At 53.3% G+C, this 14,360-nt stretch carries 12 protein-coding genes and 1 tRNA gene; 6 read left to right on the top strand and 7 right to left on the bottom strand.

Features of this window, described 5'->3' with window-relative positions; genetic code table 11:
- Window positions 1–56 precede the first annotated feature (56 nt).
- The 3 genes from U8T64_RS00845 to U8T64_RS00835 all read left to right on the top strand — a co-directional run bounded on the left by U8T64_RS00845 (window position 57) and on the right by U8T64_RS00835 (window position 4,130).
- Window positions 57–1,664, top strand: a complete 1,608-nt coding sequence (locus U8T64_RS00845; RefSeq protein ID WP_322180015.1) for a peptidoglycan D,D-transpeptidase FtsI family protein — start codon at window positions 57–59, stop codon at window positions 1,662–1,664.
- Between the two features lie 788 nt (window positions 1,665–2,452).
- Window positions 2,453–3,283 carry a class I SAM-dependent methyltransferase gene (locus tag U8T64_RS00840; RefSeq protein WP_322180013.1) on the top strand — a complete coding sequence of 277 codons (831 nt, stop codon included), beginning with the start codon at window positions 2,453–2,455 and terminating at the stop codon, window positions 3,281–3,283.
- Between the two features lie 19 nt (window positions 3,284–3,302).
- Window positions 3,303–4,130 (top strand): phosphoribosylaminoimidazolesuccinocarboxamide synthase, encoded by an 828-nt coding sequence (locus tag U8T64_RS00835; protein ID WP_322180011.1) that lies wholly within the window; start codon window positions 3,303–3,305, stop codon window positions 4,128–4,130.
- Between the two features lie 997 nt (window positions 4,131–5,127).
- Here U8T64_RS00835 and U8T64_RS00830 read toward each other — a convergent pair.
- Window positions 5,128–5,577 carry a DUF6650 family protein gene (locus tag U8T64_RS00830; protein WP_322180009.1) on the bottom strand — a complete coding sequence of 150 codons (450 nt, stop codon included), beginning with the start codon at window positions 5,575–5,577 and terminating at the stop codon, window positions 5,128–5,130.
- Between the two features lie 316 nt (window positions 5,578–5,893).
- Window positions 5,894–5,980: transfer RNA gene (locus tag U8T64_RS00825), tRNA-Leu, on the bottom strand.
- 291 nt (window positions 5,981–6,271) lie between these two features.
- On the opposite strand from U8T64_RS00825, the gene U8T64_RS00820 reads away from it, so the two are divergent.
- The 3 genes from U8T64_RS00820 to U8T64_RS00810 are packed head-to-tail and all read left to right on the top strand — an operon-like array spanning window position 6,272 to window position 9,064.
- Window positions 6,272–7,072, top strand: a complete 801-nt coding sequence (locus U8T64_RS00820) for a DeoR/GlpR family DNA-binding transcription regulator (RefSeq protein WP_322180007.1) — start codon at window positions 6,272–6,274, stop codon at window positions 7,070–7,072.
- Window positions 7,047–7,811, top strand: coding sequence for an alkaline phosphatase family protein (locus U8T64_RS00815; protein ID WP_322180005.1), 765 nt, complete (start codon window positions 7,047–7,049; stop codon window positions 7,809–7,811). Before U8T64_RS00820 ends, U8T64_RS00815 begins: the two co-directional genes overlap by 26 nt.
- Window positions 7,787–9,064, top strand: coding sequence for an MFS transporter (locus tag U8T64_RS00810; RefSeq protein WP_322180003.1), 1,278 nt, complete (start codon window positions 7,787–7,789; stop codon window positions 9,062–9,064). Before U8T64_RS00815 ends, U8T64_RS00810 begins: the two co-directional genes overlap by 25 nt.
- Before the next feature lie 56 nt (window positions 9,065–9,120).
- Here the strand turns inward: U8T64_RS00810 and U8T64_RS00805 are convergent, their stop codons facing one another.
- The 5 genes from U8T64_RS00805 to U8T64_RS00785 all read right to left on the bottom strand — a co-directional run bounded on the left by U8T64_RS00805 (window position 9,121) and on the right by U8T64_RS00785 (window position 14,343).
- On the bottom strand, window positions 9,121–10,518 hold the full coding sequence (locus U8T64_RS00805) for a response regulator transcription factor (protein ID WP_322180001.1): 1,398 nt from the start codon (window positions 10,516–10,518) through the stop codon (window positions 9,121–9,123).
- A 7-nt stretch (window positions 10,519–10,525) separates the two neighbouring features.
- Window positions 10,526–10,834, bottom strand: a complete 309-nt coding sequence (locus tag U8T64_RS00800; protein ID WP_322179999.1) for a sensor histidine kinase — start codon at window positions 10,832–10,834, stop codon at window positions 10,526–10,528.
- Window positions 10,731–11,609 carry an MBL fold metallo-hydrolase gene (locus U8T64_RS00795; RefSeq protein WP_322179997.1) on the bottom strand — a complete coding sequence of 293 codons (879 nt, stop codon included), beginning with the start codon at window positions 11,607–11,609 and terminating at the stop codon, window positions 10,731–10,733. The genes U8T64_RS00800 and U8T64_RS00795 overlap by 104 nt, the downstream gene beginning before the upstream one ends.
- A gap of 729 nt (window positions 11,610–12,338) precedes the next feature.
- Window positions 12,339–13,634: a HAMP domain-containing sensor histidine kinase gene (locus tag U8T64_RS00790; RefSeq protein WP_322179995.1), complete on the bottom strand. Its 1,296-nt coding sequence runs from the start codon at window positions 13,632–13,634 to the stop codon at window positions 12,339–12,341.
- 34 nt (window positions 13,635–13,668) lie between these two features.
- Window positions 13,669–14,343, bottom strand: a complete 675-nt coding sequence (locus U8T64_RS00785; protein WP_322179993.1) for a response regulator transcription factor — start codon at window positions 14,341–14,343, stop codon at window positions 13,669–13,671.
- Between the last annotated feature and the right edge of the window lie 17 nt (window positions 14,344–14,360).

Genomic DNA, 14,360 nt, shown 5'->3' with positions numbered 1-14,360 from the left:
GGCTGCCCGCTGGCATTTTTTCTATCTGAAACAACTCCTAATATCGAGGTGAAATGATGAAAAGAAAGGCATATGCCGTATTTTTTTTGCTTCTGCTCTTATTTGGAGCCGCCTGCTTTTCCATTGTGAGCATTTCCGGCAGCGCGGAATATGTAGCGGCAGCGGAAGGGCAAAGCGTTTATCAACTGGACGTGGCCCAAACAAGAGGAGCTATTTACGATTGCCAGCTTCGTCCGTTGGTGGGGGAAAAGAGAAAGTGGATAGCGGCAATAGCACCGACCATAGAGGCCATCGGCGCGCTGGAAAAGGCCACCGGCGGCGAATACCGGCAGCGGCTGGCCCTGGCCCTGAAGGACGGTAAGCCCATTCTGATGGAGCTGGAGCGCAGCCTGGAAAATCCCTGTATCGATCTGTTCAATGTGCCGCAACGGTATCAGGAGGATCAGCTGGCCCCCCATGTGATCGGTTATTTGGACAGCATGGGAAGCGGGGTAAGCGGCATAGAGCTTGCCATGAACGATGTGTTGGAAAGCCATGCGGGAAAGGCCACTGTCTATTATCAGGTAGACGCACTGGGCCGGGTGGTAGCCGGGGGAGACCGGCAGGTGGCGGATTCCCTGCGGGAATCCCGGGGCGGTATTGCTCTGACCCTGGACAGCGACCTGCAAAGAGAAGTACAGAAGGCCTCCGAGCCCTTAAAAAAGGGCGCGGTAGTGATAACAGAGGTGCCGAATTGTGAAATTCGCGCGCTTGTGAGCCTGCCAAGCTATTCACCCACCGATTTGGGAGCCGCCGCGGAAGACCCGGACGGGCCGCTGGTGAACAGGGCCTTTTGCGCCTATGCACCCGGCTCTGTCTTTAAGCTTGTGGGGGCGGCCGCAAAGCTGGAAAATGGTGGGAGCGCCAAAGAAAGCTTTGAATGCACCGGTGTGGTAAATGCCGGAGGCATGCTGTTTCATTGCTTCGATGGTATGGCTCACGGTAAGGTGGATCTGAAAGGCGCTTTGGAGCAGTCCTGTAACTGTTATTTTATCAACAGCGGCAGAAGTTTGGGTGGACAAAATATTCTGAATATGGCCTATAATCTGGGGCTGGGGGCGGAACAGGAGTTTGGGCGCGGCCTGTTTTCCGAGGCTGGACGGCTGCCGGAGGCGGCTTCTCTGGAAAACGCCAGGGCCCTGGCAAATTTTTCCTTTGGGCAAGGGGAACTGACCGTTACCCCGGTGCAGATGTGCGGTGTGGTAAACGCCATCGCTTCCGGCGGCACTTACCGTTCTCCAAAGCTCATTGCGGGAACGGTAAACAGCGAGCTGAGGATGACGGAAACACAATCCATTGCGGATAAGACCCTGCGGGTGATGTCTGTTTCCACGGCGGAGACCATAAGGAACAGTATGGAGGGGGCGGTAAAGGAGGGCACCGCCAAGCCTGGCGCTCCCAAAAACTGCACGGCGGGGATCAAAACAGGCACTGCCCAAACGGGCGTGTACCAGGGAAAGGAAGAGCTGCTCCATTTCTGGTACTGCGGCTATGTCTGCGATGAAACCGGCCCCCGCTACTGCGTTACCGTGCTGCGGGAATCCGCTGTGGACGATCTGGGAGTCACTGCCAGAGTATTTCGCGCCGTTGCGGAATACCTGGGAAAAAGAATGGCGGAGGGGTAAAAAGTCCTTATATTAAGAGCCTGTCCCAAAATAATCTGCACACATCTTGCTCGCATATTTTCAACCGTACATCGTTGGTTTTCCTTGCCGGGCGACAGCCCGCCTGCGAAAAACCGCCTTGTCTGGCTGAAAATCTGACGGTGCAGTCTGCGCACGTCTCATTTCGGGATAGGCTCTAAGGCTTTTTCACTATCTCCTCTAACTTCTGATCTTTCGAAAATCAATCCTGCCTTTTCGTGAGAAATGAAGAGTGAAGAAGTAAAAACCGGCAAGCCTCTTTTGAGACTTTCCGGTTTTGTGTTTAAGGAGCACTGTATAGATGGCCGGCTCAGGGTAACTCTCGCCCCGTCTGTGGGCGGCAATTTCAATCTTCCCGAAAGGATGCGATACCTCTTCACCTTTCACTATTACTTCTTACCTCCAAAAATCGACCCTGGAAATAGTGAAGAAGGAAAATTGAACGTGAAGAAATAAAAATCGAAGTACTTCTGTCGAAGCACGTCGATTTTTGGTAAGAGTGTTCATAACGGATTTACTTAAAACAAGCAATCGGCAGGGGCACGCATTTTCAATTCGCACATTGCAGACGGCGAAGCGGCAGAGCTTGACGGAAGCTCTGAAAGCCGCCGATATTGATATGATGATGCGGGTGAGTTGCATAATCCTTTCTTCATTAGCCCTCACACTTCCTAATTCTACCAACAGTTGAGCCTTTCCTCGAATTCGCCAACGAAGTTATACCCTGCCGTTCCATTTGTGCTATACTGATTTTGAAAGGGGCGGTCAACATGGGGAACCAGATTGGCAAAAATATACATTTCTTACGCAAGCAGCAAGGACTGACCCAAGAAGAACTGGCAGACCTGGTGAAGGTGACCTTCCAGGCTGTGTCGAAATGGGAGAATGGGAACTCGCTTCCGGATGTTTCCACTTTGCCGCTGCTGGCCAATGTGCTGCACTGCAGTATCGACCGGCTGATGGGCTACGCGGCGGAGCAGAAACGCATTACGGATTATGAAGACCGCTATAAGGCAGATGGGTATTACTGGGGTGTGCAGCCCTCACAGATGTGCTATGAAGTGATGAAGCTGCGGCCGCCGGTGAGGCCCCTGCGCCTGCTGGACGTAGCCTGCGGGGAAGGGAAAAACGCGGTGTTTTTCGCCCGTAGCGGCTACAGTGTCACGGCTTTCGACGCGGCGCGGCTGGGGCTGGACAAGGCGGAGCGTCTGGCGGAGAAGGCTCGTGTGGAAATCAACTTCTTTCAGGCCGATATGCGCGATTTCCGTTTGGACAGCGAGTTTGACATCGTGTTTTGCTCCGGCTCCCTCCATTATATCCCCCAAGAGCTGCGGCGGGATATTCTGGAGAATTACCAAGGCCATACAGCCGAGTCTGGGCTCCACGCGCTGAATGTCTTTGTTCGCAAGCCTTTTCTCGTCACAGGATCCGACCGGCGGGAGGGCCGCTATAAGTGGGTATCCGGGGAGCTTTTCTCTTATTATACCGACTGGCTCATTTCTCACTGCGAGGAGAAAATTTTCGACTGCATGAGCGGCGGTTCTCCCCACAGGCACTGTATGGACACCCTGTACGCCGTCAAGCAGACTGACGTGATTTGAATGACAAAAGGAGTAGCATATGAAAAAAATCATTTCCGGCAAGGTAAGAGAAGTCTACGAAGTAGGAGAAGGCCGGCTGGCTATCGTAGCGACTGATAGGATTTCCGCTTTTGACGTTATTTTGGGGTCCGTCATCAAGGATAAAGGAATCGCGCTTACGCAGATATCCAATTTCTGGTTCGACTTTACCCGCCATATCGTGCCGAACCACATCCTCTCAGCAAGCCCGCCCAATGTGCCCGCAGCCTATGAGAAGCGCACAATTCTGGTCAAAAAGCTCAATATGATTCCTTACGAATTCATCGTACGGGGGTATATGTTTGGCAGCTTGTGGAAAGAGCACCAGATGTTTGGCAATTATCACGGAAAGAAGTATCAGCTGGCGGAAAAGCTGACGGAGCCTGTCTTGACTCCCCAAGCAAAGAACGGCGCGGGGCACGATGAAAACATATCCATGGAAAGACTGCGGCAGGAGCTAGGGTTGGAGGAGGCGGAAAAGATCCGTAACATCTGTATGATGCTCTACAAAACCTGTGCGGCGCACGCTTTACAAAAGGGAATTCTCCTTGCGGATACGAAGTTTGAATTTGGGTATGACAGTAACGGTACGCTCACCTTGGCAGATGAAATCTTTACCCCGGACTCCAGCCGGTTTTGGGCAGTGGAGGAGTATCGAACCGGTGTTTCGCCGAAGTGCTTCGATAAACAGTTTGTGCGTGACTGGCTTATAGACCATGGGCTGGATGGCGCAGAACCCGGGCCGGAGCTGCCGGAAGAAGTCGTTTTGGCAACGGAAGAGCTTTACAAGGAGTGTTTCCGGCGGCTTACGGGGAAGCTGGAATACTAACTGGGGTTTGTGCTTGCCAAAAATCTTTGCAGGCAAATAATTTGTCTTGCATAAAGCGAAAGCAGGACAGGACGGCGAGACTTTCGTTCTTGCTTAACGTGAAGGGGTGTTAGAACTCGGTGTGTTTCACGGCAACTATCCGCGAAAAAAGAGAAGTCCTCAAAGCTGTACGCTTTGAGGACTTCTCTTTTTGGCCCTAATGTGCTAAAAGGCGCCGCTAAAACGCGGGCAAAAAGGTACGCGCACCCACAAACATAGGTGCGCGTGCTGGCGCAGCGTCACGCTGCTGTGTCACCACTGCAATTCAGATATCTGAAACTGGTTTCAAGTCAAGAATATTGAACTCATGCGGCTTTGGGGAGCTTGTTCCACCGTGTGCTGCAAAGAAGATGCCCTTGCCCGCAAAAAATTGGTCGCGCCGTCGGAGCGTTGTGAACGCATTTATAAGTGAACAGCGGAGACAAGCGTGATTTTTTGCGGAGAGGGAGAAGCTGTCCGGTGGACAGCGTTCTGACCCGGCCGAGCCGATAGGCGAGAGGTAGCAGCCCGAAAAGCGAAGCCGCGGATTTCAAAATGAAAGCCGCAGCGAGCCACAAGGGCTCGCTGCGGCTTGGCGCCGGTATCACAAAGCAGCCTCGTGCCGCTCGGCTGCTTTGCCGGAGTTTACGCATAGCGGAAACTCCTATCCGTTCACAACAGACAAGGGACAGGGCTTGAACAAGGACTTCACGGCGTTCGCCCTTGATGGCTTGCCGCTCTGCCCTAAAAACACGTCACTGGCGCATTTTCTAAACGGTCAGGTCTCGCCTGCCGGCTCGGTCAATTCGCGGCAGCGTCCCGATGGGACGCGCTCACCCTTCTCAGGTTCAAATCCTGTGAAAGCCGTATAGTAATACAAAAAGAGACCCTGAAAGGGTCTCTTTTTGTATTATGTAATAGCGGAACACTATAGATACTATCGAAAAGGCAGAATTAACTTTAGCGATAAATCACTTATTTACCACACATCTGAAATGTGTCCCTTGAAGGTTATCCCTGTTTGCTTTTCTATTTCTTTAATAGGTTGTCTAAAAGACTCACGGAAAGTTTTCATTGCTGTGTCAAATCTTAAATCTCCCCATCTATCTTTATTTTTATATATGAGATGAGGATAATCTGTTTCATTAATATTATTAAGGAAATCATTACATCCACTAATCATTTGCCGAATGCTGTTGAGATTATTCTCAGAAAATGGAATATCTTTTGTTGCTTCTACTAATACGGATTTTATCTCTAACACAGAATTGATGCAATCGTCTACAACTTCCATTGACATTGGGTTAGTCAAAATTCGTTTAGACTCTAAATAGAAAAACAGATATTGAATCCGATCCTTTTCCGTAACACATTTTTCCCATGAGATTCCGCCTATCGGTATGCTAACTCCATTTAATCTGTACCCCATTCAAGTCCTCTCCCAACACAATACTTTATACTGGATACCAGTTTTGCCAAATGGTTTTTATTTTTAAATTATACCATAGTCGCTGTACTTGGGCAACAATATGTCTATAATTTTGAGAATATTTATAAATCTGTTTTATCGAGAAGTAGTGTCTAAGTAGCTGCTTTGCATAGAAATATTAGTTTTGCGTTTTAGGAGTTTTGGAAAAGCCATACTCTAATATGAAAAAGCGGAAAGTCCCATATATCAAGGCTTTCCGAATATGACAAGTCCCGCTTTTCGATAAAATGGTTCGAAAAGCGGGACTCATTCACTCTGGTGCAGGTGACAGGACTTGAACCTGCATGAACTTGCGCTCATATGGACCTGAACCATACGCGTCTGCCAATTCCGCCACACCTGCACATATGTCCCACATTTTTACACGGGTGGAACCCCCGAGGCGGGCAACTAAGCTGATCCGCAAACACCCACTTTTGAGTGCTTGACTATTATAGCACCCGTTGGGCGGGTTGTCAAGAACAGATTTTGGGAAAATTTTGTACTTTTTCCTGCTTTACTCCTGCGGAAATCTGTTGACAAGCAAGGATAAAGTGGTATAATATTGTAAAAACTTGTGAAAAGTTGGAATTTGCAACATTGCGTGCCGGTCTTGGAGAAAAAGCCGGGCGCATTGCGGAAAGGGGAGAGTGTATTGCTTACCAGCCAGCGAAGGGAAAGGATCGCGGCCCTGGTGGAAAAGGAGTCGGCAGTAACGGCGGCGAGGCTGCTGGAGCTGTTTGACGTGTCCGCAGAGACGATCCGAAAGGATCTCCTGTATTTGGAGCAGTGTGACAGACTCCTTCGTGTGCACGGCGGGGCGGTATCCAGAGGCAGCGCTCAGCCGTTTCACGATTTTGACAGCCGGGCGGAGGAGCGCAGACCGGAAAAGCGGGAGCTTGCGGCCCTGGCCCTGGGTCTTGTGCGGGAGCACGATATCATCGGTGTTGACGCGGGCACCACAGCTATTGAATTTGCGGAAGCGCTGACGGAGCGGTTTCGGCGCCTTACGATCGTGACCTATTCCATGGACGTTTTTGAACGGGTGCGGAGGGGCCGGGACTTTCAAGTGCTTCTTTGCGGCGGCAGCTACAGCAGGGAGGAGCGGGTGTTCTGCGGAGCTTTTGCCTCTGAAATGCTGGAAAACGTGCATTTGCAAAAATCCTTCCTGTTTCCCTCCGCGGTGTCTCTGAAAAACGGCGTGTGCGATTATTGCCCGGAAATTCTGGAGCTGCAAAGGAAGCTGGTGAAGCACAGCGACCAGGCTATTGTGCTGGCGGACAGCAGTAAATATGAAAAAAACGCCCTGTACAAGATCTGCGACATGACGCCAAAGCACATTTATCTCAGCGATTCCGCTCTGTCAGAAAGCATGAAGGAGATATACGCGGCCAACCAGTGCCGTGTGATAACAAGAAAGGGTGATTTGAATGAAGGTATTGTTGATTCTAAGTGACGGTATGCGGCCCGACGCGGCGGAGGGGCACCCTGCCGTGCGCTATTTGCGGGAACACGGAACCTATTGCATGAATTCCCGCACAGTGATGCCCTCGGTCACGCTGCCCTGCCATATGTCTCTGTTCCACAGCGTTGATCCGGAGCGCCACGGAATCACCACCAACACCTATGTGCCCCAGGTACGGCCCATTGCCGGGCTGTTCGACTGCCTGGCCGCGAAGGGAAAGAAATGCGCCATGTTCTATAACTGGGAGGAGCTGCGGGACCTGGGCCACCCGGGAAGCCTGTCCCGCAGTGTGTTCGTGTCCGGAGAGGCTTACGGGTACGGCGCCGCCTGCCGGGAATGCACGGAAAGCGCCAAGGCCGCCCTGAAAAACGGCGAGATCGATTTCGCGTTTCTGTATCTCGGCTGGCCGGACGCGGCGGGCCACGGTCACGGCTGGATGGGGAAGGAATATCTGGCCGCCCTGAACCAGTGCTGCGATATGACAGGGGAGCTGATCGAAGCATTGGGAGACGAGTACGCTGTGATTTACACGGCGGATCACGGCGGGCACGGCAGGTCCCACGGCACAGAGCAGCCGGAGGATATGACGATCCCCATTTTCTGCCTGGGAAAGCCCTTTGAGGCGGGAAAAGCGGTAGAGGGCCTCACCATTCAGGATATCGCGCCCACGATTGCCTCCCTGCTGGGGGTGGAGGCTCCGGCAGAGTGGGAAGGCAGGGTGATCCGGTGAAGGAGGGAAAAGCCGCGATTAAAGGCGCGGGGCTCCTGGTCTGGGCGCCGATCCTTTTCTGCTGGCTTGCCTATACCTCCGCCTATTTGGGGCGCTACAGCTACAGCTCCAACATTACGGGATTTCTGCGTGAACTCGGCGTTAGCTATGGAGATACGGGCCTGGTGACCACCTGCTTTTTCTTCGCCTACGGCGCGGGGCAGGTGATAAACGGCCTGCTGTGCAGGCGCTACCGCGCGAAGTATATGATCCCGCTGGCCCTGCTTGTGTCCTCCTTGCTGAATCTGGCTGTGCTTTTGGGCGTTCCCTTTTCCTGGATGAAATATTTGTGGCTCTTAAACGGCGCGGTGCAGTCGATCCTGTGGCCCACGCTGATCTCTGTTCTTTCCCGAACGCTTCAGAAAAAGGATCTGACAAAGGCCGTTGTGGCCATGAGCACCACCGTGCCTGTGGGCACGTTCCTCATTTACGGGCTCAGCGCCCTGTTGGCGATCTCCGGGGGATATCGTTTTTCCTTTCTGGCCGCGTCAGTGCTGATGCTGGCTTCCGCGGTCGTTTGGTTCCTTTTCTATGAAAAGGTGTTTCAGGCGGAGAGGGAGGAAAGCGGCAATTTGCCGTCCTCTGCGGCGGCTTCCGCTTCCCGGGGCATCGCCGGCGGCGCGCTGGCGGCCGTGATCGCACTGGGCGTGTTCGCCGTAGCGAACAACCTGGTAAAGGACGGCCTTACCACCTGGGTGCCCTCTATTCTGAAGGAAAAATTTGGTTTGCCGGAAAGCCTTTCCATTTTTTTAACGCTGCTTCTGCCCCTGCTGGGGCTGCTGGGCGCTATCTGCAATACCGCGCTGCAAAAAAAGATATCCTCCCTGGTGTCCCTTTCCGGGGTGTGGTTTCTGCTGACCGCCCTGTGCATGGGACTGGTGCTGCTGTTTGTGGATACCGGCCTGTGGGCCGTTGTGCTGGCGGCCTTTGGCTGCACCTCGCTGTTTATGCACGCTGTGAACAATGTGATCACCAGTATGGCGCCCCTCTACCTGCGGGAACAGATAGATTCCGGTCTGCTGGCGGGTCTTCTCAATGGCTGCTGTTACATTGGCAGCGCCCTCAGCTCCTATGGATTGGGAGCTTTGGCGGATCATTTCGGCTGGAACGGCGTATTTTTAACACTGCTATGGATCAGCTGTGTCCCGGTGGGGATTGCCGCAATATTCAGCCTGTTTTCGCGGAAAAGCATCTCCGGTGGAACAGTGCTTTAAAAAGAAGCTGCCGGAAGAATTCGAGAGCCTGCTTTCCTTTTTGGGAAAGCAGGCTCTCATTCCTTCATCTCTCGAAACGCGCCGGGCGATATTCCGTACATTCGCTTAAAGGCCCGGGTGAAGCTGTGGGCGTGGCTGTAGCCCGTCTTTTTGGCGATCTCAGACACAAGCTCTCCCTGCAAAAGAAGGCGGCAGGCCTCCTTCATTCTGAAATCCAGAATATATTCGGAAAAAGTGATCCCCATCTGCCTGTGAAAAAGCTCGCTGTAGTACTGATAGCTGAGGCCAAGCTTGTCCGCCAGCAGCGTCATGTCCAGGCCGGCGTCGCCGTAATGGCTTTCGATATAGGAGACGCGCCACTGAATGGGGTCTCTTTTTCGGCTGCCTGCCGCCCGGCTTTTTGCGGCGATCAGCTCTTTGAGCAAGGCCTTGATAGAGCTTTGCCAGCCCTGTTTCCGGTGGGGGCGCGAATACCCTTGCAACGGCTTGCCGGTAAGCCCGGCAAGGTCCTTCAGAAGGCCCTGCCGGACGCGATCCATAGATACGGCAAACGCGAACTCTTCCAGGGTTCCATGCCGCGCCGCGATATCGGCGAGAAGCTGGTCGATATTTGACTCGGTTACAGTCATGGCCTGCGTAAGGGTTTCTCTGACCACAAGGCTCAGCGCTTCGGCGCAATGCTCCGGCGCCTCGTAAAAAACAGTTTTCTTTTCCTCCCAAACCCACTGAAGGGAAAGAGCGTATTTTGCCTGCCGGGCAAGCTCCGCCGCATTGCCGCCGGCCAGGCTGACGCCGCAGGGCTTCCCCAGCTGATCCGCCAGCCGGAGAAGTCCGTTTTTGTCCTCAGGGGAAGGCCGCGCGGCGGGACAGGCGAACAGGGACTGCCCGTTTAAGCGCCTGTAGACCCAAAACCCAGGGGCCGTAAGCTCCTGAAAGACGCTTTCCTCCCAGACCATGAAATAGCCGCCGTTTCCCGGATAGCCCGGCGTGCCCTGAAAAATTTCCTCCAGAGTCTTATCCCCGGAAAGCACCGCTCCGGAAATGATCGTATCCAAAAGGGCTCGCGATTGATGCTGGTCAGACTGATATTCCTGGATGATCTCCAGCAGGGAAGCCCGCATTTCTTCCTCATTGACAGGCTTCAGCCAGTAGTCCCGAATACGCAGCTGGATCCCGCGCTGGGCGTAGGCGAACTCATCAAAGGCGGAAAGCAGAACGCAGATCAGCTCCGGCTGTATTTCCTTTGCTTTTGAAATCAACTCCAGCCCGTCCATGGGGGACATGCAGATATCCGTAATGAGAAGCTGGCAGTCTGTTTTCTCCAAAATACGCAGCGCCTCCTTTCCGGAACCGGCGCACAGCACCGCTTCTATCTCTCGAAGCCCAAAGGACCGTATTTTTTCCGCCAGCAATTCGCAGGTGTAAAATTCATCGTCTACCACTAAAATGTTCATAGTTTCCTCACTGCTCCTCGTAGGGAATACACACAGTTGCCACAGTAAGCCCGTCTTTTACGGCGATGCGCAGGGCCGCTCTCGTTCCATAGGTCAGATACAGCCGTTGGGCTAAATTTTGGAGGCCAATGTGTCCGGTTGTACTCGGCGGCGCGGGGCGGATAAAGCTGTCGTTCAGTTCCTTCAGCCTGTCTGGAGGAATAGGCCGCCCGTCATTGCTGACAGTGACCATAAACCCAGCCTCCGCCGCCTGAATGCGGATCTCGATATGGAGCGGCGCTTCCGGCCGCAGCCCGTGCTTTATGGCGTTTTCCACAATGGGCCGCAAGGCTTCCTAGCTCCTTCAGCCGGGTGAGAAAACGCTCCGCCTTTTCCAGGTTCATATGGCCGCAGAGCTCCGGGGCAGGGGTGTTTCCCATGGTGGCTTCCACAAAAACGCAGTGAAAGCGGTGCTTTTGAAGCTCCCGGTATACGTCTTCCTCATAGCCGCCGGTATCGGAGGCGTACAAAAGGGAAACGCCGTCCTTCTCCACAATATAGTTGACAGTATAGCCGGGGCGGTCATGCCTGGCGCTGAGTGCCGTGATGGAGCAGCCGCAGGTCTCAAAGCGGTCTCCGCCGCGAATTTGATGATACGTAAAGTGATAGCTCTTCCGGGGAAGGGTCAGGTCTCCGGCCGCATTGATGGCCTCCTCCACAAAGGAGGTGCCGTAAAGCTCCAGGCATGGCAGGGGCGTAACGCAGGGCGCGCCGTGTTTGGCCGTAAGCTGGGCCTCTGTAAACTGCTGAAACTCCTCAGGATAATTTCTTTCCCATAAATGATTGGGGGAAAAGTGGTCCGTATGGGGGTGGGTGACCAGCAGCGCGCGGACGCCAGAAAGGGAAACGCCGAAACGGGAGGCGTTCTGCAAGGCGCTTCCCGGCAGGTCGATCAAAAGCTCCTGGTCGATCAGCAGAGAGCTGCCGCCCCGAAGATTTTTTCCGCCGTGAGCCCTGGCGTAGGTGCAGTTTTGACAGGTGCACCATGAGCCGGGATAGCTTTCTCCTGCTCCTGATCCCAAAACGAGAAGCTCCATTTTTGTCACTTCCATTACTTTTTTTACTCTTTCTGACAAAATTATAAAGGAATTGCCATCTCGCGCCAAGGTACAGTATTTCATGTTCCGCTATCATTTTTTCGGGTTTTGCCGAACAGCACAGCGGATTACAATGAGCAATTAGGAATGAGCAATTATTAAGATCAAGGACATAGTTTCGGTAAATTGGAATTTATCAGCGTTGGTTACAACACTTGTGCCGCCGCAGGCACTCGTGAAGGTGCTTGGTGCGGGAAATCGGTTTCTGACCCGACCAATGGCGAGGTGTTCACTTCCCACCTGTCATTCTGAACGAAGTGAAGAATCTCGCCCTTTGCCAATTTCTGGAATTAAGGACGAGATTCTTCGCTTCGCTCAGGATGACAAAGGAGAGAGCTTGCTCTTTTCTAACTACTAATAACTAACAACTAACGACTAGTTCGCTAAACTATCATTTACCGCATTACCATTTATTGTTTTGTCTGTGCCCTTCCTTGCTCATTCCTCATTGTATCCGCCCTGCTTTTATTACAGGAAAGCTTCCGAATCACACAAGGAAGCTTTTTGCTGTGCAGCGTCACCACCGTCCAGCATCTAAAAGCAAAGCAGCCGCTGCAAAAAGGTAAATTTGCAACAGCTGCTTTGTTTCTTTTTGTGGCATTGTTTTAGAACATGCCCCTTTGTTTCAGAACTCTGTATTCATAACCGTGGAGCGCCCAAAGAACAACGTGTGTTACCGGGAAATTACGGCAGGCGCGCTTTTTCCAGCTGAAAAACCGCCGTGACCTGGGCCCCGCCAGAGGGCCTGTTTTGCAGAAGGAGGCTGCCGCCGTGCTTTTCGCACAGTGTTTTGCAGATGGTAAGGCCCAGGCCGAAGTGAGGGGTGCGTTCCTTCGCTTCGCTTTTTTCCCCTCGGTAGTAGGGATCTGTCCCGCGTTTTAAGGCTTCCGGCGGGAAACCCGGGCCATCGTCCGCCACGCGGAGGGAGAGGGTGTTTTCCCGCTTTGTCAGGGAGATTTCCACCTTGGCTTTCGCATAGCGCCCGGCGTTGGACATCAGGTTTTCAAACACCCGGAAGAAGAGCTCCTGATCCAGAAGGAGGCTGCCCTCCCCCTGGGCGGTCAGGGAAAAACCCTCCTTGCCCCGCAGGATCTCCGCAGTCTCTCTGAGCTGGCCGCAAAGGGTGGAAAAGCTTATTTCGGCGGGGCTTATGGAAAGTTCCTCCAGCCTTTGAATGGAGTTCATGCTTTCCACATACTGCTGAAGCCGGGTGAGGTTCTGCTTCATGGTAACAACTGTGGCCTCGGCCTTTTTCAGATCTATCTTTTCAGTCGGCAGGCCCTCCAGCAGATAGTCGCTGTAGCCCTGCAGCACGGTGAGGGGCGTGCGCAGGTCGTGGGCAAAGGCGGCGTTTAGTCGCCTGCGTTCCTCCACTGCCCGCCACATGGCCCTGTTGTTTTCCTCTAAAGAAGCGCGCATGGTCTCAAAGGAGCCGCAGAGCCTGCCCAGCTCATCGGCGCTGGTTTGCCTGACCCGGAAATCCAGGTCGTTTTTTCCGATTTTTTCCGCCGCCTCATTTAACACAGACAAGGGCTTTTTCAGCTTCCAGCGATAAAACCAGGCGGCGTCCAGCAAAAAGAAGAGCCCGGCAGTGAGAAAGCAGGCCAAAAGTTCAATAAGGCCGTTATTCAGCCAGAAAAAGCGCAGAAAGTCATTGGGGATAAATTGCGAGGGGCTGGTGTTCTCCAAAGAATACCGCTCTCCCGTTTCGGGGTCCTCGTAATACTGGGGCAGATCTTTTTCCAGGCGAACAAACGCCCCGTTTTCCACGTAAAAATACTGTTCCTTTCTCTCGGGGAGATAGACATGTACATAGGTGTCGTAAATGTTGTTGTTCAGCTGGTTCAGAAGAGAAAGCTCCGCAAGGCAGGCAGAGACCCCGCCGATGAGGCAGACAAGGGTGGTGAGGATCAAAGCGCCCCGCAGAGAAACCTTGTCCCGCCAGCGCCGTTTTCTTCCCGCTTCCTTTTTTCTTATCACAAAAACACCCGCTTTATCAAAGGGGAAGGCTTTATTACGCCTTCCATTTATAACCCACGCCCCAGATGGTTTCGATCCGGTCGCCGCAGCCCGCGGCGGTCAGCTTTGCCCGAATGCGGCGAATGTGCTCCGCCACCACGGCGCTGTCGCCCTCGCTGTCCCAATCCCACACCGATTCGTAAATATGCTCCCGGTCAAACACCTGGGTGGGGTGCATGGATAAAAGCTCGATGATATCAAATTCCTTTTTTGCCAGCCTGACCGGCTCTCCGTTTTGAAACAGGCAGCGCTGGCTGTAATCGATGACCATGCCCTCAGAGAATTTCACACGGCTTTCTTCCCTGCGCCGTTCCTCCCGGCGCAGATGAGCTGTGACCCGGGCCAGCAGTTCCTCGCTGGAAAAGGGCTTCAAAATGTAATCGTCGCCTCCGGCGGCAAAGCCCATCACCTTGTCGGCGTCTTCGATCCTGGCGGTCAGAAAGAGAATAGGGCAGGGCACAAAATCCCGGATCTGCCTGCAAAGGGAAAAGCCGTCCATGTCCGGCATGTTCACGTCCAACAGGATCAGATCAGGCCCTCCGGTACACAGCCCCAGGGCCTCCCGGGCGTTTAAGGCGGTAACTACCTCATAGCCCTTCAGGGTAAATAAGTCCCGAAGCATAAAGGCGATATCCTGTTCATCGTCCACCACCAAAAGCTTATAAGCCATGGAGATCCCCCCTTTTT

This window comes from Neglectibacter caecimuris (assembly GCF_034335015.1).
Lineage (GTDB): Bacteria > Bacillota > Clostridia > Oscillospirales > Acutalibacteraceae > Acutalibacter > Acutalibacter caecimuris_A.
The sequence above is the reverse complement of the archived record's forward strand: the minus strand, read 5'-3'. Positions and strand labels throughout refer to the sequence as shown.